Origin of the sequence: Duncaniella sp. (genome assembly GCF_029056165.1) — a bacterium.
Lineage (GTDB): Bacteria > Bacteroidota > Bacteroidia > Bacteroidales > Muribaculaceae > Duncaniella.
This window is the reverse complement of sequence record NZ_JAIDBW010000012.1, coordinates 1-26,360: the sequence shown is the minus strand read 5'-3', so window position 1 is coordinate 26,360 and position 26,360 is coordinate 1. Positions and strand designations below refer to the sequence as shown.

General features: G+C 50.8%; 18 protein-coding genes and 1 other RNA gene. 10 read left to right on the top strand and 9 right to left on the bottom strand.

What is annotated here, in order from left to right; all coding sequences use genetic code 11:
- Positions 1–40: 40 nt before the first annotated feature.
- A complete protein-coding gene (thiH, locus tag K2G41_RS02185) occupies positions 41–1,150 on the top strand; it encodes a 2-iminoacetate synthase ThiH (protein WP_300113803.1) in 1,110 nt (369 codons plus the stop codon).
- A 155-nt stretch (positions 1,151–1,305) separates the two neighbouring features.
- On the opposite strand, the gene K2G41_RS02180 is transcribed toward thiH, so the two are convergent.
- The 4 genes from K2G41_RS02180 to K2G41_RS02165 all read right to left on the bottom strand — a co-directional run bounded on the left by K2G41_RS02180 (position 1,306) and on the right by K2G41_RS02165 (position 10,179).
- Positions 1,306–2,910 carry a sodium/solute symporter gene (locus K2G41_RS02180; RefSeq protein WP_300113800.1) on the bottom strand — a complete coding sequence of 535 codons (1,605 nt, stop codon included), beginning with the start codon at positions 2,908–2,910 and terminating at the stop codon, positions 1,306–1,308.
- 53 nt (positions 2,911–2,963) lie between these two features.
- Positions 2,964–5,996 carry a homocysteine S-methyltransferase family protein gene (locus K2G41_RS02175; protein WP_300114561.1) on the bottom strand — a complete coding sequence of 1,011 codons (3,033 nt, stop codon included), beginning with the start codon at positions 5,994–5,996 and terminating at the stop codon, positions 2,964–2,966.
- 13 nt (positions 5,997–6,009) lie between these two features.
- Positions 6,010–8,274 carry an alpha-xylosidase gene (locus K2G41_RS02170; RefSeq protein WP_300113797.1) on the bottom strand — a complete coding sequence of 755 codons (2,265 nt, stop codon included), beginning with the start codon at positions 8,272–8,274 and terminating at the stop codon, positions 6,010–6,012.
- Between the two features lie 72 nt (positions 8,275–8,346).
- On the bottom strand, positions 8,347–10,179 hold the full coding sequence (locus K2G41_RS02165) for a right-handed parallel beta-helix repeat-containing protein (RefSeq protein WP_300113794.1): 1,833 nt from the start codon (positions 10,177–10,179) through the stop codon (positions 8,347–8,349).
- A gap of 197 nt (positions 10,180–10,376) precedes the next feature.
- Between K2G41_RS02165 and K2G41_RS02160 the strand changes: the two genes are divergently transcribed.
- The 5 genes from K2G41_RS02160 (at position 10,377) to fucP (ending at position 15,811) form a co-directional block, all read left to right on the top strand.
- Complete coding sequence (locus tag K2G41_RS02160; RefSeq protein WP_300113792.1) at positions 10,377–11,381, top strand: uroporphyrinogen decarboxylase family protein; 1,005 nt, start codon at positions 10,377–10,379, stop codon at positions 11,379–11,381.
- Entirely contained in the window at positions 11,378–12,070 is a 693-nt protein-coding gene (locus tag K2G41_RS02155) for a vitamin B12 dependent-methionine synthase activation domain-containing protein (protein WP_300113788.1), read from the top strand. Before K2G41_RS02160 ends, K2G41_RS02155 begins: the two co-directional genes overlap by 4 nt.
- Positions 12,071–12,126: 56 nt before the next feature.
- Complete coding sequence (gene fucI, locus K2G41_RS02150; protein WP_300113786.1) at positions 12,127–13,905, top strand: L-fucose isomerase; 1,779 nt, start codon at positions 12,127–12,129, stop codon at positions 13,903–13,905.
- Positions 13,906–14,039: 134 nt separating this feature from the next.
- The gene (locus tag K2G41_RS02145; RefSeq protein ID WP_300113784.1) at positions 14,040–14,429 is read left to right on the top strand and encodes an L-rhamnose mutarotase; all 390 of its coding nucleotides are present in this window, start codon (positions 14,040–14,042) and stop codon (positions 14,427–14,429) included.
- A 65-nt stretch (positions 14,430–14,494) separates the two neighbouring features.
- Positions 14,495–15,811: an L-fucose:H+ symporter permease gene (fucP, locus tag K2G41_RS02140; RefSeq protein WP_300113781.1), complete on the top strand. Its 1,317-nt coding sequence runs from the start codon at positions 14,495–14,497 to the stop codon at positions 15,809–15,811.
- Positions 15,812–15,888: 77 nt separating this feature from the next.
- Here fucP and K2G41_RS02135 read toward each other — a convergent pair whose 3' ends face one another.
- From K2G41_RS02135 to ahpC, 5 genes are all read right to left on the bottom strand, one after another.
- Positions 15,889–17,124: a trehalase family glycosidase gene (locus tag K2G41_RS02135; RefSeq protein ID WP_300114558.1), complete on the bottom strand. Its 1,236-nt coding sequence runs from the start codon at positions 17,122–17,124 to the stop codon at positions 15,889–15,891.
- Positions 17,125–17,482: 358 nt separating this feature from the next.
- A complete protein-coding gene (locus tag K2G41_RS02130) occupies positions 17,483–18,508 on the bottom strand; it encodes a zinc-binding alcohol dehydrogenase family protein (protein ID WP_300113778.1) in 1,026 nt (341 codons plus the stop codon).
- Positions 18,509–18,571: 63 nt separating this feature from the next.
- Positions 18,572–19,498, bottom strand: coding sequence for an amidohydrolase family protein (locus K2G41_RS02125; protein WP_300113775.1), 927 nt, complete (start codon positions 19,496–19,498; stop codon positions 18,572–18,574).
- A 21-nt stretch (positions 19,499–19,519) separates the two neighbouring features.
- On the bottom strand, positions 19,520–20,452 hold the full coding sequence (locus K2G41_RS02120; RefSeq protein ID WP_300113773.1) for an aldo/keto reductase: 933 nt from the start codon (positions 20,450–20,452) through the stop codon (positions 19,520–19,522).
- A 314-nt stretch (positions 20,453–20,766) separates the two neighbouring features.
- Positions 20,767–21,333, bottom strand: a complete 567-nt coding sequence (ahpC, locus tag K2G41_RS02115; protein ID WP_300113770.1) for an alkyl hydroperoxide reductase subunit C — start codon at positions 21,331–21,333, stop codon at positions 20,767–20,769.
- Positions 21,334–21,713: 380 nt separating this feature from the next.
- On the opposite strand from ahpC, the gene K2G41_RS02110 reads away from it, so the two are divergent.
- The 4 genes from K2G41_RS02110 (at position 21,714) to ssrA (ending at position 25,717) form a co-directional block, all read left to right on the top strand.
- A complete protein-coding gene (locus K2G41_RS02110) occupies positions 21,714–23,207 on the top strand; it encodes a HAMP domain-containing sensor histidine kinase (protein WP_300113767.1) in 1,494 nt (497 codons plus the stop codon).
- Between the two features lie 6 nt (positions 23,208–23,213).
- Entirely contained in the window at positions 23,214–23,921 is a 708-nt protein-coding gene (locus K2G41_RS02105; protein ID WP_300113764.1) for a response regulator transcription factor, read from the top strand.
- 168 nt (positions 23,922–24,089) lie between these two features.
- Positions 24,090–25,151 (top strand): alpha/beta hydrolase, encoded by a 1,062-nt coding sequence (locus tag K2G41_RS02100; protein ID WP_300113761.1) that lies wholly within the window; start codon positions 24,090–24,092, stop codon positions 25,149–25,151.
- Positions 25,152–25,318: 167 nt separating this feature from the next.
- Positions 25,319–25,717, top strand: a transfer-messenger RNA (tmRNA) gene (ssrA, locus tag K2G41_RS02095).
- Positions 25,718–26,360: the final 643 nt, after the last annotated feature.

The following is a 26,360-nucleotide window of genomic DNA, read 5'->3' as shown; positions in this document are numbered from 1 at the left end:
ATCATCGGCCTACGGTTTCAATATCCAACCCTACACGACTATGTTTTCAGACGAACTGAAAAAATATAACTGGGATGAGACTACAGATTTCATTCTGTCGCGCAACGCGTCCCATGTCCGCGCAGCTTTGAGGAAAGACCACCTCAGCATTGAGGATTTCATGGCTCTCGTCTCTCCGGCAGCGGCTCCGTTTCTTGAAGAAATGGCGCAACTGAGCCACCGCTACACTCTCGAACGCTTCGGCAAAACGATATCCATGTACATCCCCATGTATGTCTCCAATGCCTGCACAAACCACTGCGTCTATTGCGGATTCAACCACAGTAATCCTCTCGAACGCGTCACTCTGACAATGGATCAGGTCAAAGCCGAGTGTGAGGCCATCCGCAGGCTTGGACCATTCGAGAATCTTCTCATAGTTTCCGGTGAGTTTCCAACGCTCAACGGTGTGGATTATCTTGAGGAAGTGCTCCACGTATGCCGTCCTTACTTCAACAATCTCACCATCGAGGTCATGCCTATGAAAACCGAGAACTATGCGCGCCTCGTCAAAAGCGGCCTCAACGGTGTGGTATGTTTTCAGGAGACATACAATGCGGCGAACTACAGGAACTATCACCCCAAGGGAATGAAATCCATATTCGACTGGCGTGTCAACGGTTTCGACCGCATGGGTCAGGCCGGTGTCCACAAGATCGGTATGGGTGTGCTCATCGGACTGGAAGACTGGCGTACAGATCTGACCATGCTCGCCCGTCATCTGCGCTATTTGAGGAAAAATTATTGGCGTACACGCTATAGCGTCAACTTCCCGCGCATGTGTCCCGCCGAGGGAGGCTATCAGCCGAAAGTGGTCATGACCGACCGCGAACTTGCCCAAGTGACCTTTGCTTTCCGAATCTTTGATCATGACGTAGATATCTCCTACTCCACCCGTGAAGATCCGGCATTCAGAGCCAACATGATGAAACTCGGAGTGACATCCATGAGTGCCGGAAGCAAGACCGAACCGGGAGGCTACGTATCCACACCTGATGCATTGGAGCAATTCGAGGTCTCTGATCCGCGCTCTCCGGAAGCTGTCGCCGCCGATATCCGCCGCCTCGGCTATGAAGCCGTCTGGAAAGACTGGGACAAAGTGTTTGACTGAACCGGGCACGTTAACCGGATAAACGGAACGAATAATCCACGTCTGATACTTCACAATGTCAGAATATAGACAAGAAAATGTAGCCCCCGTTTTGGAGGCTGCATTTTCTTGTCCATGATTTTTAGCGCAATAGTACAATTACACCAAAACACCGATCAATGTCCGTTGAAGAAGATGTAGAGACTGATCATGACTATGGCGAGAGCAAGCCAAGCAAGCTGCACGCTGACTGACATCTTGCTCTTGATGACATTCATGGACGCACGCTCTTCCGAAGCCTTATCCATAAGACTTATGGCAACCATGCTTATAATGAGAACCACGAAGATCAAGAACGAGAGCATCATGAAATGAACATGGTCAGCCGCATTCGGTATCACCCACAGATACAGGACTCCGCATCCGATACTGAAAATCGTGCCGAAGGTCAGGACGATATTGGCCGCAAGAGTGGTGCAACGCTTCCAGAACACACCTACCACGAAAACGGCGGCCATAGGGGGAGCGATGAAGCTCAACACTGACTGGAATACGTTGAAAAGATCCATGCCCTTGATGTTATCGACGGCAATCGTAATCAGGATCGACACGAGAGCACCGACAATGGTCACTATATGACCGGTCCTTACGATTTCCTGCGGAGTGGCATCCTTACGGATATTCTTCAAATATATATCCATAGTGAACACAGTGCTGAGAGCATTGAGGGCCGAACCGATCGTGCTTATGAGAGCCGCCGTAAGGACTGCGATCACAAGTCCGACCATACCTGTGGGGAACAGACTGGAGACAAGTGTCATATAGGCCTGATCCGGCTCGATGAGTGCATCTCCGAAGAAACCTTTCTTCCAAAGGGCGAAGCAGACAACGCCGGGAATGATGTAGATAGCCACATCGAGGATCTTGAGCCATCCGGTGAAATTAGCACCCTTCTGTCCCTCATTAAGATTACGGGCGGCAAGCACAGGCTGCACCATCGACTGATCCGTACACCAGAACCAAAGGCCAGAAATCGGATAACCGAGGAGAATCGGAAGCCAAGGGAATTCCTTATGGTCGTTAGGCTGGAACAGATTCCAGTAATGCGACGGAACCACATCGGGATTGGCAAGGGTGTTGATACCTCCGACTACAGAATGATCGCCAAGATGCCAGATACCGACAATGGTCAGCGTGGCCGAAACAAGGATAAGCAGCACCATCTGATAGACATTGGTATAGGCGATGGCCCTGAGACCGCCAAGAATGGTGAAGAACGCCGAGATTGCAAGCAGGATGAATGCTGAAAGCCACATCGGGATGCCAAAGACCTGACGGATGATGATTCCGCCTGCAAAAAGCGTAAGCGCAAGCCATGAGATGAGCACGGTCACAATCGTGTACCACGCAAGCATGTTGCGTGTCGATTCACCGAAACGCTTTCCCATAAACTCCGGCAGAGTGGTAATCTTCTCACCGAGATAGCGCGGAGCGAAAACAAAGGCAAGCAAGGCGATGAACACGAAGGCATACCAAGCATAGTTACCCGACACAATACCGGCGGCAAAACCGGCACTCGCCGAGGCAATGAGCATTGAAGGGCCCACATTGGTTCCCCACATTGAGAAACCGATGTGATGCCATTTAAGCGAATTGCTCGCAAGGAATTTGTGAGAACCTTTCTTTGTCTTGGAGCTGGCCCATAGACCGATACCGAGAAGGATCACAAAGTAAGCGATCAGGACAATCCAGTCCGTAGGTCGCATTGAAAGATCATTCATTACTACTATTCAATTAGATTTTAGGTAAGTTACTCTTAAAGTTTATTCATGATTCATTCCGAAGCACCGACCAGACGGCGGGCGAGAGCCACAGCCGTGTTGGCGTTGTCGCTGTAACCGTCAGCACCGATCTCATCGGCAAAATGCTGGCTTACAGGCGCACCACCGACCATCACTTTCACCTTGTCGCGCAGACCGGCAGCTTCGAGAGCTTCGATCACGTCCTTCATGTAGGTCATGGTTGTGGTAAGCAGCGCACTCATGCAGAGAATGTCGGCATCTGACTTACGCACCTCCTCAACAAAGGTCTCGGCAGGGACATCGATACCTATATTTATTACCTCGAAGCCACAGCCTTCGAGCATGGAAGCGACAAGATTTTTACCGATGTCGTGGAGGTCACCCTTCACTGTACCGATGACTACCTTACCGAGCGTAGTGGCCGCACCTCCGGCAAGCATCGGTTTGAGAAGTTCAAGCGCGGCCTTCATGGCACGTCCGGCCATCAGAAGCTGGGGCACAAACGCCTTGCCATCCTGAAAACGTTGACCTACCTCGGCCATGGCACGTATCATCTGACCGTTGATTATCTCCTGCGGTGCTACTCCGCGATCGACAAAACGGCGGGTAGCTTCAGCCGCATCAGCAGCCTTTCCGGCCACGATGGCATCAAATACGCCATTGTCATCCACAATTTCCTCCTCTGCCGGTTTTACCAGAGGCGGACAGCAATCACATTCCACTCCGTGGATCTGCGGAACAACTTTGCGGAACGGTGCACGGAGTACATCACCGTCCGAGCTTTCATCAGCCACAGGAGCGGTCTCCATTATTGCCGAACCGACTCCGGGACGGTGAGGCGACAGCCACAGGCCGCTGACAGGCTCGACAATCTGCGCGAGTTTCCGTATATGTTCATCGGTAGTGCCGCAACAACCGCCGATGATGTTGACAACATGTCCGTCAAGAAGAGGCCACACGGCTTTCTGAAACATTTCTGGCGAAAGCGAATAGCTTCCGTCATCGGCGGGAAGACCGGCATTGGGATAGGCCGAGATACAGTAATCAGTCTCAGCACCCAGATTGACAAGCAGCGGAGTAAGTTCACGGATGTCTGTAAAGCAGTTGATACCTACCGACAGCACTGGATAGTCACCGACACCGGCGATAAATTCCGCAATGGACTGTCCGAGCATATTGTGACCGTCAGGTGTCTTGACCGAGAAGCTGAGCATGATGGGAAGTTGCTTACCGGCCTTGACCATTGCAGCAGTCGCCGCCTTGATTGCAGCCTCGGCATTCTTCACGTCAAAAATTGTCTCGATGAGCAGTATATCGACACCGCCCTCTATCAGAGCCGCTGCCTGTTCCTCGTATGCTCCCATAAGGGTAGAGTAATTGAATGTACCCCACCCCGGCTGAAGACTTTCAGACGAGAGAGAACAAGTCTTGCTTGTCGGGCCGACCGAACCGGCCACGAAACGCGGTTTCGACGGATCTTTACGCGTATATTCATCGGCAAGCTCACGCGCAATGCGACACGCGGCAAGATTGATTTCCTTGACAGAACCTTCAAGACGGAAATCGGCCATCGATATGCGCTGGGCATTAAAAGTGTCGGTGCTGATAATGTCAGCTCCGGCCTCAAGATACTTACGGTGGATCTCACGGACCACATCCGGGCGCGTGATGGCAAGAAGATCGTTGTTGCCACGCAGGGCTGTGTCATGATTCTTGAAGCGGTCACCACGGAAATCCTCTTCTGAAAGACGGTAAGTCTGAATCATGGTTCCCATAGCACCGTCGAGCACGAGCACCCTGCGCTCCATAGCCTTGAAGAGAGTTGATTCACGGTCGAGTGTCAACTTGACAGGCTCTACTGCCGCAACGGCAGCCACAGCCTCACTCTCGACCTTTTCAATAATGCGTGCAACTTCCGCATCCGCATCAAATTCCTCGTCCTTAACATCGGCTGTCTTTATGGTGATCACATCACTCTCCTCACGAGGCTTCGCGGGACGGTAACGGTACTCCTCGACGATCTTCATGGCCTGTTCGACCTCATCCTCATTATGGAAATCCATTTCGAGATGCACACCGTTTCCGCCGATATTGTCGAGCAGCGGTTTTAGCTCGTCAAGAGTAACCCAGCAGGCCATTATGCTCTTGCCACCGTCAAGTATGCGGCGGTAGAGATCATACCATTTCGGTGATCCACCCTGAGGCTCACCGACTCCGGGAGTCCACTGGATGGCATTGAGCTCCTCGATTTCGAGAAGTGCGGGAAGATGATGGAGCGCACCGACTCCATCAAGGTGATAGAGGGTGTAGTCGATCTTCTGACACTGCTGACGGATGAACGGCTGCACGAAACGGCGGTAGTCCTCCACGCTGATCATGGTTGAGATGTCGCTCTGGAGTTTCGACATCTTTCCGGGAGCCCATGAGGAGAAGTAGCAGAAAGCCATCTCATCACCCTCACGGATTATGTCGTAAAGTTCATCATAGACCTTGAAATATATATCATTGATCTGCTGCATCTGGCGTTCAAGCACTTCGGGCTGCATGACGGTGTCGAGAAGCACCTTGTCGGTACCCTTAATGGCCGCAAGCACATCAAGGCCCTCCATGAGATCGGGCATACCGACATAGTAATGCCCCTGCGCCTTGGCCTTGCATGCCTTCAGCAGCTCCTTGTGGAGAAGCCAATTGGGATGATTCTCATCAAACTTGATTTCATCCGTATAATTCGGATCGGGGTGAATCCATATCGTATCCGGCCCACCCTCAAACACACCGCCGAGTATGGCAGCGAGCGAGCCCGGACCAAGCTGGGTATTCGCAACCGGGAGCATGTCGGCTTTCAACGAACTGTGAGCCACGTACCAGTCCAGATAGTCAGCTCGCCACTTAGGATCGAACCACTTCTGATTAAGATCAACAGGTGCAGCCGGAGCCGGAATATCGGCGTGAGGTTTCACTCCGTCCTGAAAGTGTTCCCACATATTGAGGACGATACCTTTGTGGTTCCACCAATCCATGTAGTGACGTTTGGTCTCTTCAAGATTTTCCTTCCAAGTATTCATTTTCATGGGGAAATTAGTCGTTAAACAATTTTTCGTTCCAGATGCCTTTGAAATCGTCATCGACCGTTATCGTAACTGTCTTGGAAAGATCCATCTGGTCTGTGCAGTCAACCGCTTCAGGGTAGAACGGGATTTGTGCGCCGTATTTCACATAGACAGGCATATCCTCAAGGGGCACTTCAACATCTTTGAGCCAGCGCGCACCGTCAAGCACCTCTCCGGTAAAGAAGTTGACCCACTTCCCTTCGGGGAGATAGATGTCACGGCGGTTCTCAGAGTTCATTACAGGACATACGAGGAAGTTTTCGCCGAAATAATACTGATCATCAATATGAAGCACGGTCTTGTCCGCCGGATTCTGGAAGACCATAGCCTGAACGAGTGTCGATCCGCTGACAGTGGCCCGCTCGCTCTCGGCATATATATAAGGTATGAGGGCATAGCGGAGTTTCCACCATTTCTTGACGATCGGAGCGATCGCAGGATAATGCCACGGCTCACGCTTACCCGTGCCGTGATAACGGATATGAGATGAGAATACTCCGAACTGCGTCCAGCGTACATAGACATCGTCGCGCACGACTGAATTCATGAAGTTGGGCAACGTGTGGAAACCCGGCACGTCGTGACTCCAGAACGCGAAACCTGAAAGGCCGAAATGCAGACCGCCTTTCAGCGAACCGGCCATGCCATCCCACGAGCTGCATGAGTCACCACCCCAATGCAAGGGGTAACGCTGACATCCGGCCCATGCCGCACGTGCCCATACGATACCGTCGCCGGTCACGTCCTTGGTGATCTCGTAGGCGGCTTTCTGGTAGAGTAGCGCATAGAGATTGTTGAGGAGTTCCGGTTTCATGCCCTTGTAGAGCGCATCCATGTGAATATTTTCACCGAAATCGGTCTTGATGCACACAACTCCCATGTCAAGCAGATCCTTCAGCAGCCCCTTGTACCACTCGGTGGCGGCAGGATAGGTGAAGTCGATAGTTCCGGCATAGTCAAGAGCCGAGAAGTTTGAGCCTTCCGATGCCTGTTCCTTGGTCAGAGGTGCTATGTACTCGTTCTCACGAGCCTCATCAATCTGCTCGGCATCCTTCGCGACATACGGAAGCTGCCAGAGCGACACCCGGAAACCTTTATCCTTAAGTCCTCGGATGAAACCTTCGGGATCGGGGAAACGCTCAGGATTGAATTTCCATTCGCAGAGCCAGTCGGTACGGAACCATCCGGTGTCGAGATGAATGACGTCACAAGGATAGTGCTCATCGCGCAGGCGGTCACAGATTCCATTGACCTCATCGGCACTGAAGTATGTCATACGGCTCATCCATACACCGAAACTCCACAGAGGAGGCATGGTCGGGTAGCCGGTCAGATCGCGGTAGCCACGAATGATCTCCTCGACAGTGTCACCACCGATAACGAACGCATCGACCAGAGCCTGATCGCTCATGAACTGTACGGAACGGGTGGAGTGGCCGGCAAGCGAGAGTTTGCAGTGTGAGGTAGTGTGATAGAATGTACCGTACATGCGGTTCGACACATAAAACGGAATGTTCTTATAGGTGCGGCAGTTATTGACACCCTGTCCGTCCTGATTTTTAAGGAAGAAGGTGCGTCCGCTCAGGTCCATTTTCGCAAAACGTTCGCCCGTACCGCCGAAACATTCGTCCGGCTTACATTCGAACGACAGTGTGGCGCGCTCCTTCTCACCGTCAAGCTTACAGTAAGCCACGGGGAGAGCATCATAACGGGGAGGTGAAAAATGGTCGTAGGCTGCAAGACGGATCTCGCGCTTGCCGTCGGGGAAAAGACGGAGGTCAAGTGTCTCCTGCGGATCAGGCAGAAGGTCGCTCCAGCGATCTAAGAGCGGTTCGCGGAGGTTGATGACAGCACGACGCACACCGTCGGCCTCAGTCGAGATGATCCACTCGCCATCAGCAAATTCTGCCTTGAGCGGCATTTTGCCCACTCGGTCGCTGAGCATGAGCATTTCTGACTTATCGGTCATTGAGAGTTCGCCGAAGCCCATGAAAATGCGGGTGATCTTAGGTCCGTACTGACGGAGAATGAGAGTATGGTTTTCACGGGGAGCCGATTCATCTGCCGCCATATCGTTGGCAAGCATCTGCTTCTGGAAAGGTACCGTTATGTGAATATCGCCATCCACACACTCGACAGCCGTCGGTGAACAGGCTTTCCACAGCGACTCGTCGCGCTTCAAGTCTATATCGAAATCAAGAAAATCGAATAAATGATAATTTGTTGGTTTCATCTGTGATGATTATCGTTGTTTACTTATTTATTTCATGAAATGTCGAGGAGAAGATATGATGATAGAAAATGATTATTTCTTGGGGAGATTGAGATTCAGTTTCACATCCGGGCCGTTGTCACCGACGATGAGCTTCGGACCGGGACGGTTATAGCCGAATTCGGGATCGGGACACTGGTTGCCGGTGACGGTATAACCATCCGTAGCCTCATCGAAATAGATGTAGAACGCACGGTTGTTGGTGGCGTAAGGTGCATCAATCAGATTGTCGATACGGTTACCTGTGATCACTGATCCGGGCTGATTGGAAAGCGTATAGATACCGCCCGCGTCATAGAGCTGTCCGGCAAAGTGATGGACATAGTTACCCGTGATACGGTTGTTGCACATACCGCTTTCAAGAGGAGTCCACCCCCACCCTACACATATACCTGAGTAGTTGAGATCAGAGACTTCGTTATCGGCAATATCCACGTCGCGCACGTAGCCCGCACCGATACCCACGCAGCCCCAGTCCTCGTTGGTGGCATTGCGGATCACATTGGATTTCACCGTGATGTCATGGCATATATCGCTACCGACAGCGGGAATATAAGGAACATGAGTCTCAAAACCGCCGTCGGGGAAAGTGCCCATCTGAATGGCCGTGCCGCCTATGTCCTCAAAAAGACATCCTTCAACCTTTGAATTGCTCACGGCAGTAATGTAGTCAAGCCCTGTGGCTCCCAAATGACGGAAGTCGCAGTCAGTGAAATCTATCCCGTCGGCATGGCGCACGGTCACGGCTGCTTCCGGACGCACTATCCATGCCTGATTTTCAAGTTCGGCTTTCTCAGGCAGGCCGGGGATCTGTAGTTTATAGGCATCAAGCAGACGGAAACCGCCCTGAAGTGTGACATGTCCCTCACGCGACGGCCGAAGCCATGAGGCATGTTCAAACCCAACGTTCTCGAAACGGATGTTGCTAACCGGTCGTTCGCGGCTACCATCGACAGTGACAAGTGTCTCAAGGAGGGGTATCACCACCTCGCGGTCATTCATGTCGGTTTCCGATTCGGGATAATAGTAGATACGGCCCGAAGGATAATCCTGATACCATTCTCCCGGCTCATCGAGGAGTTCAAGCGCATTGGCAAAGAAGTATGACGAGTTGCCGCGCTCTCCGTCAATCACCGGCTGCGGCCACGGATGATCAAACTCAAGTTTGCTTTCGGGATCATGGAACGAAACGATCACATTACCCTTGCCATCCTCACGGATATCCTTCACGCGGAGTATGGCTATGGCCCAACGCTGATGAACGAACATTTCGAGTTGACCGGCCTTCGAAAGATCTGTTTTGGGATCGGGTACAGTGATCGTGCGGTCCGAAGTATTGAAATCGACCATGCGCTCCATCACTCCCGGAGCGAATTGCGAGGCCCGTTGAGCTTTCGCACCATCCACATAGAGCTGACGCGTCTCCACCAAACGGTTGCCGTCGAGGGGAGCATCCGCCACCCATATCTTGTCGCGCAGTTCGGGTGAGATTCGCGGGTCATCGCAACCACGTGTCCAGCCTTTGACCTCGACACCTCCGCTGATGACAGCATCCGTCCCTTCGGGAGCACATATAATTGTTGCCGACGTTTCCGTACCGCTGTCCTCCGGGCGCAGAAAAAGAGGCGAAGTCTGCCTGTAGATTCCGCCGTCGAGGATAATGCGTATATCCTCCGAAGCTTCCGGAGCTTTCAACCTGCGCCATTCGCGGGCACGCTTCAAAGCTTCTCCGACCGTCTGCAACGGATGCCCGGCACTGCCGTCGGCCTTGTCATTGCCTCCGGTAGCCGATACATATATGTTTCCTGAATTTGAAGTGATGCCCGATGCAATTATCATGGCGGCAAGCACTGCTACAACTCTCATGGTATCAACTTATGGTGAAAAATGTATTTTTAATCCTCTTAATCATGCAGAAAAATAGTGTCACTGCACTCATAATGTATAGCAAAAGTACAAATTCTCACTGAAAATGGAAAATATTTATATAGAATTAAGCTGAAAAGGAGTATCTTTGCATTCAAGTTTTACGATTTTACAATCACTTCATATTGTAACTAACCATGAAAATTAATATGACCCGGTGGATGCGTGACATAATTGCACGCAAAGATGTGACGGCCATCCCTGTGATGACCCATCCGGGAATAGAGATAATCGGTGAGACTGTCCTCAAAGCTGTGAGCGACGGTGATACCCACCACAAAGCCATTATGGCTCTTGCCGAAAAATATCCGACGGCCGCTGCAACCGTCATCATGGATCTCACTGTCGAGGCTGAGGCTTTCGGAGCTGAGATCTCATTTCCGGAGAATGAAGTGCCTGCAGTGATCGGTCATCTGCTCAACACGCCTGATGACATAGACCGTCTGGAAGTCCCCTCGCTCAAAGCCGGTCGCGTCCCCCAATATCTCAAGGCCAACCTTCTCGCCGCACGATCCATCACTGACCGTCCGGTGCTCGGAGGCTGTATCGGCCCATTCTCGCTTGCCGGTCGTCTCTACGACATGTCGGAGATCATGATCCTCATCTATCAGGATACCGAAGCGGCTCACAAGCTACTCGAAAAATGCACGGAATACATCCTCCGTTACTGTAAGGCTCTGAAAGAGACAGGTGTCAACGGCGTGGTCATGGCTGAACCGGCCGCAGGACTCATGTCCGACGAGGATTGCCGCCGTTTCTCTTCCGATTATGTGAAGAGAATTGTAGATGCCGTTCAGGATGACTATTTCACCGTCGTGCTCCACAACTGCGGCAACACCGGTCACTGCACCGGAGCTATGGCTGCTACAGGATCGGCTGCATACCACTTCGGAAATAAGTGTGACATGGCCGAGGTGATACGCGACATCCCTGCTGACGCTCTCGCAATGGGCAATCTCGATCCGGTGTCAGTGTTCAAGGACGCTACACCCGATCAGATGAAGGAAGCCACACGCGATCTGCTCGAACGCATGAGCGGTCATCCCAACTTCGTTCTTTCAAGCGGTTGCGACACTCCGCCCCACACTCCGGCTGCCAACATCGACGCATTCTTTGAAACCCTCAAGGAGTTCAACGGATGATCAGTAAGGAGCTGACTTTCGATGAGCTCGGAATCACGCCGGAGGATATCTACGAGCAGATGGGCTACGGCAAGGCTGTCCCTGACGATATGACCGTCGGCGAGACCATGAGCATGCTCGACCAGATACGTCCGATGCTCCGCCCGCGTTTCTGCGTATTCATTACCGACGGATCTCTTGACATTGATTCGAAGATCCTTTCGGCTATGGGACGTGACTTTTCGATCGGACGCATAATCTCCCGTCAGCTCCGTGGCTCGCAACGATACGCATTCTTTGTCGCAACGGCCGGAATGGAATTCGAACAGTTGCAACACGATCTCATGGCCGATGGTGACATGGTGAAAGTTTTCATCACCGACGCCATCGGAAGCGTGATAGCCGAAAAAGCTGCCGACCGAATGGAGGAAGCACTGCAGGAGCTTCTCGATAAAGCCGGATGGCATCACACCAACCGTTTCAGTCCCGGTTACTGCGGATGGCATGTCTCGGAACAGCAGCAGCTCTTCCGACTCTTTCCGGAAGAAGAACCCTGCGGGGTCAGACTATCCCCTTCCAGTCTCATGACCCCGATAAAATCAGTCAGCGGTGTCATCGGTCTTGGAGAGAATGTCAGGAAACTCGAATATTCCTGCGGTCTGTGTGACTACCGTCAATGTTACAAACGTAAGATAAAACCCTCTAAATAGGCATATTATCTATAAAGTAAATTTACAATACACTTAATTTCATATTATTCAGTATCATGAACACTTATCCTAAAATCGGTATCCGTCCGGTAATCGACGCACGTCAGGGTGGTATCCGCGAAAGTCTTGAAGACAAGACCATGAATCTTGCCAAAGCAGTGGCCGACCTTATAGCGGCCAACCTCCGCTACCCCGATGGAAGCCCCGTGCAGTGCGTGATCGCTGACGGCACTATCGGCCGCGTACCTGAGACAGCAGCTTGCGCCGAGAAGTTCGAGCGCGAAGGTGTAGGCGCAACCATCACCGTCACTTCATGCTGGTGCTACGGTTCAGAGACTATGGACATGAATCCCCACTGGCCCAAGGCCGTATGGGGTTTCAACGGAACTGAGCGTCCCGGTGCGGTATATCTTGCAGCTGTTCTCGCAGCTCACGCTCAGAAAGGCCTCCCCGCATTCGGTATCTACGGACACAACGTGCAGGATCTCGATGACAACAGCATCCCCGCTGATGTAGCTGAAAAACTTCTCCGCTTCACCCGCGCCGCCCTCGCTGTGGCACTCATGCGTGGCAAATCATACCTTTCCATCGGCTCAGTGTCAATGGGTATCGCAGGTTCTATTGTCAACCCTGATTTCTTCCAAGAATATCTCGGTATGCGCACCGAATCAGTCGATGCTACCGAAATCATGCGCCGCATGACCCTCGGCATCTATGATCAGGAAGAATACGCCAAGGCGATGGCATGGACTGAAAAGTACTGCAAGCCCCGTGAAGGCGAGGACTTCAAGAATCGTCCCGAAAAGAAAAAGACCCGCGAGGAGAAGGAAGCTGACTGGGAATTTGTCGTTAAGATGACCCTCATCGTGCGCGACCTCCTCAAAGGCAATCCCAAACTCCGCGAAATGGGCTTCAAGGAAGAAGCTCTCGGCCACAATGCTATCGCCGGCGGTTTCCAAGGTCAGCGTCAGTGGACCGACTTCTATCCCAACGGTGACTTCACTGAAGCCCTCCTCAACACCTCGTTCGACTGGAACGGCATCCGTGAGGCATTCGTATTCGCAACAGAAAATGACGCATGCAACGGAGTGGCAATGCTCTTCGGTCACCTCCTCACTAACCGTGCACAGTTCTTCAGCGATGTCCGCACTTACTGGAGTCCTGAAGCCGTATATCGTGTGACAGGCAAGGAACTCACCGGCCGTGCCGCAGGCGGTATGATCCACCTCATCAACTCCGGTGCAACCACACTCGACGGTACAGGCCAGTCAGTGGATGCCGAAGGTGTTCCCACCATGAAACCCCACTGGGAGATGGATGAGAAGGATGTTGAAAACTGTCTCGGTGCCACCACTTGGTATCCTGCCGACCGTGACTACTTCCGTGGCGGCGGTTTCTCATCAAACTTCCTCACCAAGGGCGGTATGCCTGTGACCATGATGCGTCTCAACCTCGTCAAAGGTCTCGGTCCGGTTCTCCAGATCGCCGAAGGATGGACAGCTGACGTCGATCCCGAAATCAACAAGGTGCTCGACATGCGTACAGACCCCACTTGGCCCACCACTTGGTTCGTTCCCCGTCTCTGCCCCGACCGCGACGCATTCAAGGATGTATATTCAGTGATGAACAACTGGGGTGCAAACCACGGTGCTATTTCCTACGGTCACATCGGTCAGGACCTCATCACACTCGCATCGATCCTGCGTATCCCCGTCTGCATGCACAACGTCGAAGAGGACAAGATCTTCCGTCCCGCTGCTTGGAATGCATTCGGCATGGATAAGGAAGGTTCGGACTACCGCGCATGTGCCGCTTACGGTCCTATCTACAAATAAAAATTTTTCATTAAGCAAACAATAAAAGGAGGTTGTGTCAGGATTAAATTCATGAATTCCGGCCTACGTAAGCGCAGGTCCAGCAAAATTTAATTATTCTGACACAACCTCTTTTTTCCCCCAACACCCAGATTATGCAAAAGAAGGAAACCGGTTATCCTATGAAGGAATATAAAGTGCCGGTGAAACGTTTCTGCCGCACTCTTGACCTGAAAGATGATCCGGAGCTCATAGCCGAGTACCGCAAACGTCATGCTGAAGAAAATTTCTGGCCTGAAATACTCGCCGGAATCAAGGAGGTGGGCATACTTGAAATGGATATCTATCTGCGCGGCACGCGCCTGATGATGATACTCGAAGTCCCGGCCGATCTTGACCTTGACGAAGCCATGACCCGTCTGGCAACACTCCCGCGCCAACAGGAATGGGAAGACTACATGTCGATATTCCAGCAGGCAGAACCCGGCGCGTCCTCTGCAGAAAAATGGCAGCCGATGGAGAGAGTGTTTCATCTCTACGACTGATCCACCAGCCTCTACCTACCTTTTCTCATTCACCTTAACCGCACCTGAAAACAAACATATCATAAATGAAAGAATCTCAATCGTCCGAATCGCAGTCGCTCCTGCGATCCAACGGCATCAATTACCTCGTACCGTTTATCCTTATTACAAGTTGCTTTGCTTTGTGGGGCTTCGCCAATGACATCACCAACCCGATGGTCAAAGCTTTTTCAAAGATCTTCCGCATGAGTGTGACCGACGGCACTCTCGTACAGGTGGCATTCTACGGCGGCTACTTCGCCATGGCTTTCCCTGCCGCTATTTTCATACGCCGCTTCTCCTACAAGGCAGGTGTCCTTCTCGGACTCGGCCTCTATGCCTGCGGGGCATTCCTCTTCTATCCGGCCATGCTTACCGGAAGCTACTATCCATTCCTCATCGCCTATTTCATACTGACCTGCGGTCTGTCATTCCTTGAGACGAGCTGTAACCCTTACATCCTGTCAATGGGATCGGAGGCAACAGCCACCCGCCGTCTCAACATGGCCCAGTCATTCAATCCTGTCGGATCACTGATGGGCATGTGGGTAGCCATGACTTTCATTCAGGCCAAGCTCAACCCGATGGAGACCGAGGCACGCGCACAGTTGAGCGATGCCGAATTTGAAGCCGTGCGTGACGCCGATCTTCTCACGCTCATCACTCCTTATATCTTCATCGGACTTGTCGTATTGCTGATGTTTGTGGTGATTGCGGTGACACGAATGCCCAAGAACGGCGATCAGTCGCACTCCATCAACTTTTTCAGTACGCTTCGCCGCATCTTCTCACTGAGCCGTTACCGCGAAGGCGTGATCGCACAGTTCTTCTATGTAGGCGCACAGATCATGTGCTGGACATTCATCATTCAGTACGGCACACGCGTTTTCATGCTCGAAGGTCTTGATGAAAAGAGTGCGGAAGTCCTCTCGCAGAAGTACAACATAATTGCAATGGCCATCTTCTGCTGCAGCCGTTTCGTCTGCACCTATCTTCTCCGCTACATCAACGCAGGACGTCTGCTCGCTGTGCTTGCCACTGCCGCCGCTATCCTCACAGTCGGTGTCATCATGTTCCAAGACCGCATGGGAGTCTATTGTCTCGTAGGCGTCTCTGCCTGCATGTCACTCATGTTCCCGACCATCTACGGTATCGCTCTCAACGGCCTCGGTGATGATGCCAAATTCGGTGCGGCAGGTCTGATCATGGCTATTCTCGGCGGATCCGTACTGCCTCCGATTCAGGCACGCATAATCGACTGCGGTACGATCGCAGACTTCCCCGCTGTCAACATCTCGTTTGTGCTCCCCCTCATCTGCTTCCTCGTGATCATCGTCTATGGAATGCGCAGAGCTAAGGAATAATACATATTATTGCATATCCACACAAAATGCCGGGCCAATGAAACTGTAATCATCGGCCCGGCATTTTTTACTTCAAATCAGAATTCGGCCACAGGTTCACGACCTTCGAGCCATGCAATCATATTGAGGACAAGATAATTCCAGTTCTGGAATCCCTTGTTGATTATAGGTTCGCCGGTGTCGGGATTATAGTATTCATGCAATGCTCCCTCTTTCTCATAATCCATACCGAAAAGTGTCACGGTCTTATCAGCCAGTTCACGGGCCTCGTCATTAAAACCGTAATTGACCAATCCGCGGAAAACGAGATAATTGGATATGCCCCATATAGGCCCCTGCCAATTGGAGGGATTGTGGGTAGCGTTCATATTATACATTTTTTCGAGCTTCGAGAGCGTGCGGACTCCGTAAGGGGCACCGAACGTGCGCGGATCACTGTAATTCTCGGCCACCATACGTCGTGCCTGCTCCTCAGTAGCAATTCCCGCCCACATGGTCATGAAACCGGACCAAACACCTATACGCTGTATCAGGCAGGGATAATTACGTGGCATTCCGCTATGGAGCACCATTTCTGTTCCGAAAATGATAGAAGGCTCGTTGGTCACCGGAAGCAGATTCAGATCCACAGAGTAGTAGAACCCATCCTTCTCATCCCAGCAATGCTCCTGCACGGCGGCTTTCAATGCGTCAGCATCTGCCGCGTAACGCTGCGCGTCAGCATCTCGGCCGAGCTGTCCGGCCAGATAAGCCATCGCCTCAAGCTCTTTATACATCAGACAGTTCAGGAAAATAGATGCGGAACTACCTTTGGGGCGGAAAAATGTTGACGGATCGTTATCGACACCTATGGCGAGATCATCCTGCCAGTAATACAATCCGGTCTCCGCATGGCGGTGGTGGTTCTGATAGTTGTCAATGAAACCCTGCATTGCATGGAACTTTTCCGAGAGCCACGAGGCATCACCGCCGTTGATACGGGTCAGGAAGGCTGCATGCTGAGCAAGCACTGGCTTGTGCATATTTGTCGAATATATATCTGCCGGTTTTATCTTGGCAGGATCACTGTCCTTGTCAATGCACATGGGCATATAGCCATCCTCTCCTGTATGATGCAGGAAATTAAGGATACATCCCTGCTCATAAACGAGGGCTTTCTCCTTATCCTCGGCTGACCCGCGCTCTTCGAGAATCTGACGCAGTGCAATGTCGGAAGTCCATGAATCCCAGTCCCAAAGCACATTGGCATAGCCCTGACTTCCGGGAGTTATATACGGATAAACTAATGCTCCACCGGATGCATCACGAAACATCTGTTTATAGTCCTTCCCTATATTCTCCTTGCAGAGTTGCTTATAGACATCAATTCTGTTTGCCGTGTTTTCGGTAGTCGCGTTTGCCGTTCCGGATGTCACCAGACACGCGGCCAAAAGCAAGGACTTCATCGATTTTTTCATTGGTAATAAGATTTTTAGATCAATTTGGATACTCTGCCCGTAAAGCCGGACATCAACACAAAGTTACAAGCATTTTTCGGAATATGAAAACATCAGCTTGAAAGTAGTGTGACTTTTACCCCTATGATAAACAAAAGAAGATCATGCCAAAAGTGTTTTTCTGACATGATCTTCTTATATTTCAAGCTAATATGTGCAATATTAATCCGTCGGTTCAGGCGAATTTCACAAGAATGCGGAATACTTTTCCGGGATTGGCATCCCACTGCTTGAGGGCCTCACCGGCCTCATCGGGAGTGACTGTCGCAGAGATGAGCTTCTCGGCATTCTCACGGCCTCCAGCGAGGAAGTAGCGGATGACGGCTGCAAAGTCATTGGGCATAGCGTTGCGCGAACCACGGATGTCGAGTTCTTTCTGAACGAAAAGTTTGGTATGGAACGATACGTCATCCTTGGCATAACCGATGCAGACCACACGACCGCAGAAAGCCACATTATCGACCGCTGCAACATAGGTGAACGGTGAACCTACAGCCTCGATCACTACATCAGGACCATTTCCGTCAGTGAGGCGGGCAAGTTCATCAGCAAGATTTGAGGTTGCAGAGTTGATGGAGTATGTCGCACCGAGTTCACGCGCAAGAGCAAGCTTCTCATCATCAAGGTCGATAGCAATTACGGTAGCTCCACGGAGCGAAGCACGCACGATAGCTCCAAGACCGATCATACCGCAACCGATCACGGCTACAGTGTCGATATCTGTAACCTGACCGCGATCAACAGCATGGAAACCTACGCTCATCGGCTCGACAAGCGCGCATTCGCGCGGAGTGAGTCCCTGCGCAGGGATGATCTTTGTCCAAGGTACGGCGATATAATCCGACATGGCACCGTGACGCTGCACTCCGAGAGTCTCGTTGTGACGACATGCATTGGGGCGGCCGCGACGGCATGAAGAGCACTTACCGCATGCGGTGTAGGGATTCACCGTAACACTCATTCCCTTCTCGAAGAGTCCGGCGGGAACTGCCGCACCGACCTCCTCTACCGTACCTCCGATCTCATGACCGGGGATCACCTGATCAATAGCCATAGGATTCTTGCCACGGAAAGTATTGAGATCCGAACCGCAGAAACCCACGTAGTGAATCTTGACCAATACTTCATCCGGACCGAGAACCGGGATTGCCTGCTCCTCGACAACTACACGACCGGGAGCTACAATTTTTACTGACTGCATTTTAGTTCTTTTATTTTTAATTCGTTGGATTATGCTTTAGAAATATTATAATCTGGAGAGAGATTACTCCGACATGTTCTTGACGTAAGGCAATACGGGAAGATTCTTAAAGCCGTAGAACCTTACAGCGTTATCGCCCAAGAACAGATACTTTTCCTCATCGGTCAGCTCTGTCGATTTGGTAATGAAATCGTAGGACATACGGTATGTGATAGCCGTGATGGTACGTGGATAGTCCGAACCCCACATCAATTTATCCATACCCACCTCATCGGCCGCCTCCTTGATGGCTCTGACAGCCGAGGGGAAGGGATAAAATTCAGAGTTGAAGAGCCATGTGATACCTCCCGATTCCACCATCACGTTTTTAGCACGCACAAGCTTGATCTGCTCCATCCAGCCATCAGTGGTGACCATGCCGAAATGGCCGATGGCCACCTTCAGATCCGGACATTCCTCAATGACTTCCTTCATCTCACCGACCTGCATATCGCCGTCGGCAAGAGTGATCGAGAGAATGACACCTCGGCGTTCCATCTCCTTGAAAAGCTGCATCATCTCCTCGGAGTTGAGCCATACTCTTTTCTCTCCTTCAAGCGGAAGACGATGGGCGGGAATGGCGAGACCACGGAATCCGGCATCCATCAGCTCTTTGGCCTTGGGAAGAAAACCCGGCTCACGAAACTCACACATACCGTTGACAAAGAATCGGTCAGGATGCTTCCGGGCCACCTCCGCAAGATACTCATTCTGCTCTCCGTCGATAAACTCCTGCACGATGACCGCACCGGCCACCTGCGCATAATCCATATTGGAGAGAAAGACTTCCACGGTGTTTCGTCCGTCGATCATGAACGGCGGAAGCATCTGACGCTCCTCCCCCATGAAGTCGGCACGTCCGTTGGGTAGCGGACGGATCGGGCGACCGTTGACCACGGTGTCCTGACGCAGCCACAGATGGGCATGAGCGTCTATAATGAAGTGCTCCATATATCTTATTGCTGATCTTGATTATGAATTTTTCCAGCGTGCGCCCATCTGGTCACCGATAATCTCGCGGACTTCCTTTACAAGAGTCTCGTCCATCGGTTCTTCGGCATACTGAAGATTACGGCGCACATTGTCCGGATTGGCTGAACTGAAGAGAGTGGTTGCGATACGAGGATTACTGATGGCATATTGCACGGCCAGTTTTTCGATCGGATACCCCTTGGCGGCACAGTGTTCGGCAGCCTTTTTGCAAGCTTCGACAAGTCCCTTGGGGGCCGGATGCCATGCGGGAACACCGCGCTGCGACAGAAGTCCCATAGAGAGTGGCGACGCGCTTATGACACCGATACCTTTCTCCTCAAACATGTCGAGATAGTCGAGCAGAAGCGTATCGTTGAGCGTATAGTGACAGAAATTCATGATGGTCTCCACCATGCCGTCGGGCGTATGTTCCACCACCCATTTTATGTTCTCAGGCTGGAGATCAGTGATGCCGACGTGACTCACGACACCTTTCTCCTTGAGTTCGACAAGCGCGGGGAGTGTCTCGTTAACAACCTGATTGAGATCGGCGAACTCGATATCGTGGACGTTGATGAGATCGATATGGTCAATGCCGAGACGCTCCATGCTTTCATAGACGCTCTCCTTGGCACGCTTGGCCGAATAGTCCCACGTGTTGACACCATCCTTGCCATAGCGTCCGACCTTCGTCGAGAGGTAATATTTATCACGGGGGATTTCACGCAATGCCTTGCCGAGCACAGTCTCCGCCTTGTAATGTCCATAGTAAGGCGACACGTCTATGAAGTTCATACCTCCATCCACAGCAGCGTGGACTGCCTCAAGCGCACGGGGTTCGTTGATGTCGTGAAACACTGCGCCGAGCGACGACGCTCCGAAACTCAGGGCCGACACCTTCATGCCGGTTTTGCCTATTTCATGATATTCCATAATAAATATTGTAATTTTTATTCAAGGTGAGTGGTGACAGATTTACGGTCATCCATTGTGCAAAGTTACAAATTTAGGCATAAGCATCAAAAATAATCCGCTATTATTCGACATTAAAGTTTTGACAATAAGCCACCCCACCCGACCTGCCAAAAGGAATCAGCGGCCATGCCCCTGACGAAAGGAGCACGACCGCTGAGCACTTTTCACATACGGCACTCTTGGACCTGACCAAGCATGATGCCGGATGAGTGATATAACCGGAAGATTCGTTTTACCAATAAATTCCAAGTAAAAGCTTTCTACAAAATGCTTTAGATCTTGCCTACGAGCTCAATACCGGGCTTGAGGGTATCCTTGCCCGGTTTCCAGCGGGCGGGGCATACCTGATCGCCGTGCTCGGCCACGAACTGCGCTGCCTCAAGCTTACGGAGAAGCTCCTCGGCATTACGTCCGATACCGTTGTCCTGAACCTCGGCAATCTTGATCCTTCCCTCAGGATTTATCACGAACGTACCGCGATATGACATGAAGTCATCGGGATTGAGCACACCGAAATATTCGGACAGGACTCCGGTCTTATCGGCAAGCATCGGGAACTTCACTTTCTTGATGGAATCGCTGGCATCATGCCAAGCCTTGTGGGTAAATTTGCTGTCGGTGCTGACGCTATAGACCTCAGCTCCGAGTTCCTTGAACTTGTCATAGTTCTCGGCCATATCCACAAGCTCGGTCGGACACACGAAAGTGAAGTCCGCAGGATAGAAGAAAAGGATGGACCACTTGCCTTTGAGATCGGCATCGGTCACTGTCTTGAAGTCGCCGTCAACAAATGCATCGACTGCGAACTGGGGGATTTCCTGATTGATGATTGTTTGCATAATAATATAAGTTGTTTTTATGTTTTTGATATTTCTATTACATATTTAGTTTACGGTATTAGAACGCAGGTCTGACCGTAATGGTTCGGACGGACATTTTCACTCATTTTACTTAAATTTATTGGAATCCAAAATATTATAAATAGTTAAAAGGCGCAACAACCGTGGTTTAAAGACAATATATATCTAAACAACCGTTGTTTTATTCACATTTTTATGTTAATTTTGACGCAAATTGTTAATACGATTGAAACTTATTTGAAAAATTTCACAACAATTATACTTCGCAATTGTTAAGATATTAAATATCCGACAAGAGTTCAGACTTGAGGCCAAGAAGCTTAAAGCCTACACACACGGACACATATTTTTATATAATAATGAAAAAATCGACTATCTGGTTCCTGACTATAATAATGGCCCTCACCTTCATCGGGTTGCTTTATGTACAGATCATGTACATGAACAACATGAAGAAGATGCGTGACGACCAATTCGCCGAGGGTGTGAAACGCTCCCTCTACGCTGTCAGCACCCGTCTGGAACAGGATGAGACAAAGCATTATCTTGAAGAGGACATGGCCACGATGGCCACTCAGTTCATACCGCGGACCAATGCCGACGGCTCGGTTGACATGAATTACAACTTCACCACTTCCGACGGCACCAACTATGACCTCACACTCAAAGGCAGCATTGACAAGCCCAAGGCAAGCAGTTCAATGCGCGAGATCATGCGCGGTAAATATCTTTATCAGAAAGGTCTGCTCGATGAAGTCATCTTCAATATCATCACCCAATCAAGCAACCGCCCGATAAGCGAACGCGCTGACTCGGCGGAAGTGAGCAGCTATCTGCGCTCGGAACTTGACAACAATGGACTGACAATACCCTTCGAGTTCGCGGTGGTCAACCGCGTCGGTGGCATCGTCTATCGCTCCGCCGGCTACCACCCTACCCTCAGCGACGAGAACTCGATGTTCATACAGACACTCTTCCCGAATGATCCGAAAAACAAGATGTATTACCTCAAGGTATATTTCCCGACCAAGAGTGACTACATTTTCGGATCGATCCGCTTCATGATCCCGTCGTTCATCTTCACGTTCATACTGTTAGTGACATTCCTCTGCACAATCATTCTTGCTTTCCGCCAGAAGAAACTGACAGAGATGAAAAATGACTTCATCAACAATATGACCCACGAGTTCAAGACTCCGATCTCGACAATATCACTCGCGGCCCAGATGCTCAATGACGGAGCGGTGCTGAAATCGCCGGCTATGCTCAGCCACATATCCACCGTGATCAACGACGAGACCAAACGCCTGCGCTTTCAGGTTGAGAAGGTGTTGCAGATGTCAATGTTTGACCGTCAGAAAGCCACTCTCCGTCTTCAGCACGTGGATGCCAATGTCCTGATAGCAAACATCACATCGACGTTCAAACTTAAAGTCGAAAAATACGGAGGTCACATCGAGGCAGTCCTTGATGCTGACGACTCGACCGTCAACGTGGATGAGATGCACTTCACCAACGTGATCTTCAACCTGCTCGACAATGCAGTCAAGTATCGCCGCGAGGAAGAACCGCTGCAGCTGACTGTGAGCACACGCAACGTCAGTCATAACGGCGAAAAGATAGAGATCACCATCCGCGACAACGGCATCGGCATGAAGCGTGAGGATCTCAAGAAGATTTTTGAAAAATTTTATCGTGTATCCACCGGCAACCGTCACGACGTGAAGGGCTTCGGACTCGGACTCGCATACGTCAAGAAGATGGTGGGCGAACTCGGAGGCGAGATCAGCGTGGATAGCGAGCTCAATGTAGGAACAAAATTCATAATTACATTACCAATAACTAAAAACTAAGAAACTATGGAAGATCGTTTGCGCATACTGCTTTGCGAGGATGACGAGAATCTCGGCATGCTCCTCCGCGAGTATCTTCAGGCCAAGGGGTTCAATGCTGACCTTTTTGCCGACGGTGAAAGCGGCTACAAAGCCTTCCTCAAAGGGAAATATGATCTTTGCGTCCTCGACGTAATGATGCCCAAGAAGGACGGTTTCGCACTCGCTCAGGAAATAAGGACCGTAAACTCGGAAGTACCCATCATTTTCCTTACGGCGAAATCACTCAAGGAAGATATCCTCGAAGGCTTCAAGATCGGAGCTGACGACTATATCACCAAACCGTTCTCGATGGAGGAACTCGTGTTCCGTATCGAAGCCATTCTTCGCCGCGTGAAGGGCAAGAAGGGCAAGGAAATCACAATGTACAAGATCGGTAAGTTCACATTCGATACTCAGAAGCAGGTGCTCCTGATCGACGATAAGGTGACCAAACTTACCACCAAGGAATCCGAGCTCCTCAGTCTGCTATGTGCCCATGTCAACGAGATCCTTGAACGTAACTTCGCGCTCAAGACCATCTGGATCGACGATAATTACTTCAACGCACGTTCGATGGACGTCTATATCACCAAGCTCCGCAAGCACCTGAAGGACGATCCGTCAATCGAGATCATCAACATCCACGGCAAAGGCTACAAGCTTATCGCTCCTGAACTTGAAACGTCAAATTAATCGGTAGGTCCTACCGTCCTCCATATCTGTATGGAGGACGAACATCCGATGTCCCCCATAACCTACTCCGGCCCGATGCCTTGTCGCCGACAGGGATCTGACCGGAGTAATATATATCCATCTACGGCCATCTCCACCTTACAACCGAATCACACACACGATCACCTTATGGAAATACATTCCCATAACTCTACCACGAGGATCCCAAGGATACTCGTCTGCTTCCTGCTCATATATCTCACATTCTATTCCCATCTGTTCGGTCAGGATACCGGCAAATGGCTTCCGGACATTCTGGGCGACGGCTACGAAATGTGTCAGGTCAAGCAGCCCGACGATTATACCGGACCGGTCGTATCGACCGTCATCCGCAAACTTGCCCCCAAGCATATCGATGGCTCACCCGTGACACGCGGTGCGCTCTATGTCCACGGTTTCAACGACTATTTCTTCCAGTCCGAGATGGGCAACCGCTTCGTAGAGCACGGTTATGATTTCTATGCAGTAGATCTGCGTCGCTACGGGCGTTCGCTCCGCGAAGGCGACAAGCTGTTTGACGTCCGCGACATGACCACATATTTTCAGGACATTGACTCGGCTCTCGTAATCATGGCGCGTCAGGGCATCACCGAAGTCATCCTCATCGGCCATTCTACGGGCGGACTGACGACAGCCTATTTTGAAAGCCGTTGCCATCCGGAAGCCGTCAAGGCACTGATACTCAACAGTCCCTTCCTCGACTGGAATCTCGGATGGAAAGAGAAGCTGATACCAGCCATCACTCTCCTCGGAAAAGTATGGCCGAGCTTCAAGATAAGTCAGGGAATGTCTGACGCCTACGCTGAAAGCCTGCTGAAACGCTATCACGGCGAATGGGATTACCGCACTGACTGGAAGCTCATCCAGTCGCCTCCGGTGACGGCCGGATGGATTCGTGCGATCACCCTCGCCCAGAAAGCCCTGCGCGGCGGGAAGGCCGACATACGCGTACCCATCCTCCTGATGTATTCCTCGGCAAGCGTAAGCGGGTCGCAATGGTCTCCCGAACATAATCGGGCAGACGGTGTGCTCGATGTTAAGGATATTAAGAAATATGGTCTCGGACTCGGCCCGAATGTCACGTGTGTGCGTGTCGATGGCGGACTGCATGACCTCGTACTCTCTGCAAAATCAGTCCGCGAACCACTTTACCGCTACATATTTCAATGGCTTGCGCAGAGAGGGCTCTGACACAAATGTACAGGCCCGTTAGACGACCCAAATGTTAATATTCTATAATTACGAGCTAATATTTTGTTTTATCGCCCAAACTCACTATATTTGTAAGCTAAAATCATGAACGGCATCTAAAGAAAGAGTTCTTTTTTTGACAGTACGTCCATGCTCACTTATCCTACGGGGCTGACCGGTTTTGACAGCGTGTAGAGGTGGTGGGTAAGCATGCAGAGCAATGATGGCTACGCTCTTTAATCAGGGACATCAAAATTTCAAATGGCGAAAACAACTACGCTCTCGCTGCTTAATCGAAGTACAGTAGATTAGCTTTATTTCCGCAACAGTTGCGGAAACGAGACATCACCCGATTGTCCTTTTTCCGAGACGGATCGACAAGGTGGTGCAGGTAAATCGGAAATATGGCGAGGAAAGCCTCGATAATCGCCGAGATTTTTAGAGGATAAGGTCGAGATTGGTCGTTTCTTGCCTGTCTTGACACGAAAACCAAGTAGAAACTAAGCATGTAGAAAGCTCATTAGTTCCACGTTTGGACGAGGGTTCAAATCCCTCCAGCTCCACCAAGTACTACCGAACTTATTGCTGCAAACAAGTTACAGCGAGCTAAAGGTTCGGACTAAAGAAGACTTATCGCCCTATGGGCGCTTTGACCACAAAGAAACCTCGGACTATCAAGTAGTTCAGAGGTTTTTTTGTATCTAATCCTTTCGTTTCAGGACCGAAATAAGACCCCCAAAAGACCACTCCAGACCGAGCTTGGGCACTAACCATGCACTAAGATTTTGAAAATCGTTTTAGTGCCTAAACGTGGTATAAGTATCAAATTTTTTCTCTTCGAAGTGAAAAATCTATTGGACGTTATCAAAAGATTTTGTAACTTTACCGACGCATATCGTCCGCGGAGTCCCGATATGGGGTAAGCGTGGCGGGATGCAGACATAATATAAGAGCGTTTATCAGCGCTTGTTCTTGACGGATCGAAATCTGGCAGTTTCAAAATCACAGTCGGGAATGAGGCAACGATAGGCGCCTTTCGGGGTATGATATACCTATGTAGGAGCATGTAGCGATACATACTCCTCCTCATCATATCATACAGCGTGAGGCTCCGCGTTGCTCGTTCTACTGTGATGGGCACATGCCAGAGCCTCGATTCGTGGGACGAGTAACAGATACAGACTCTCACGCTCTTTTTGTATATAGACT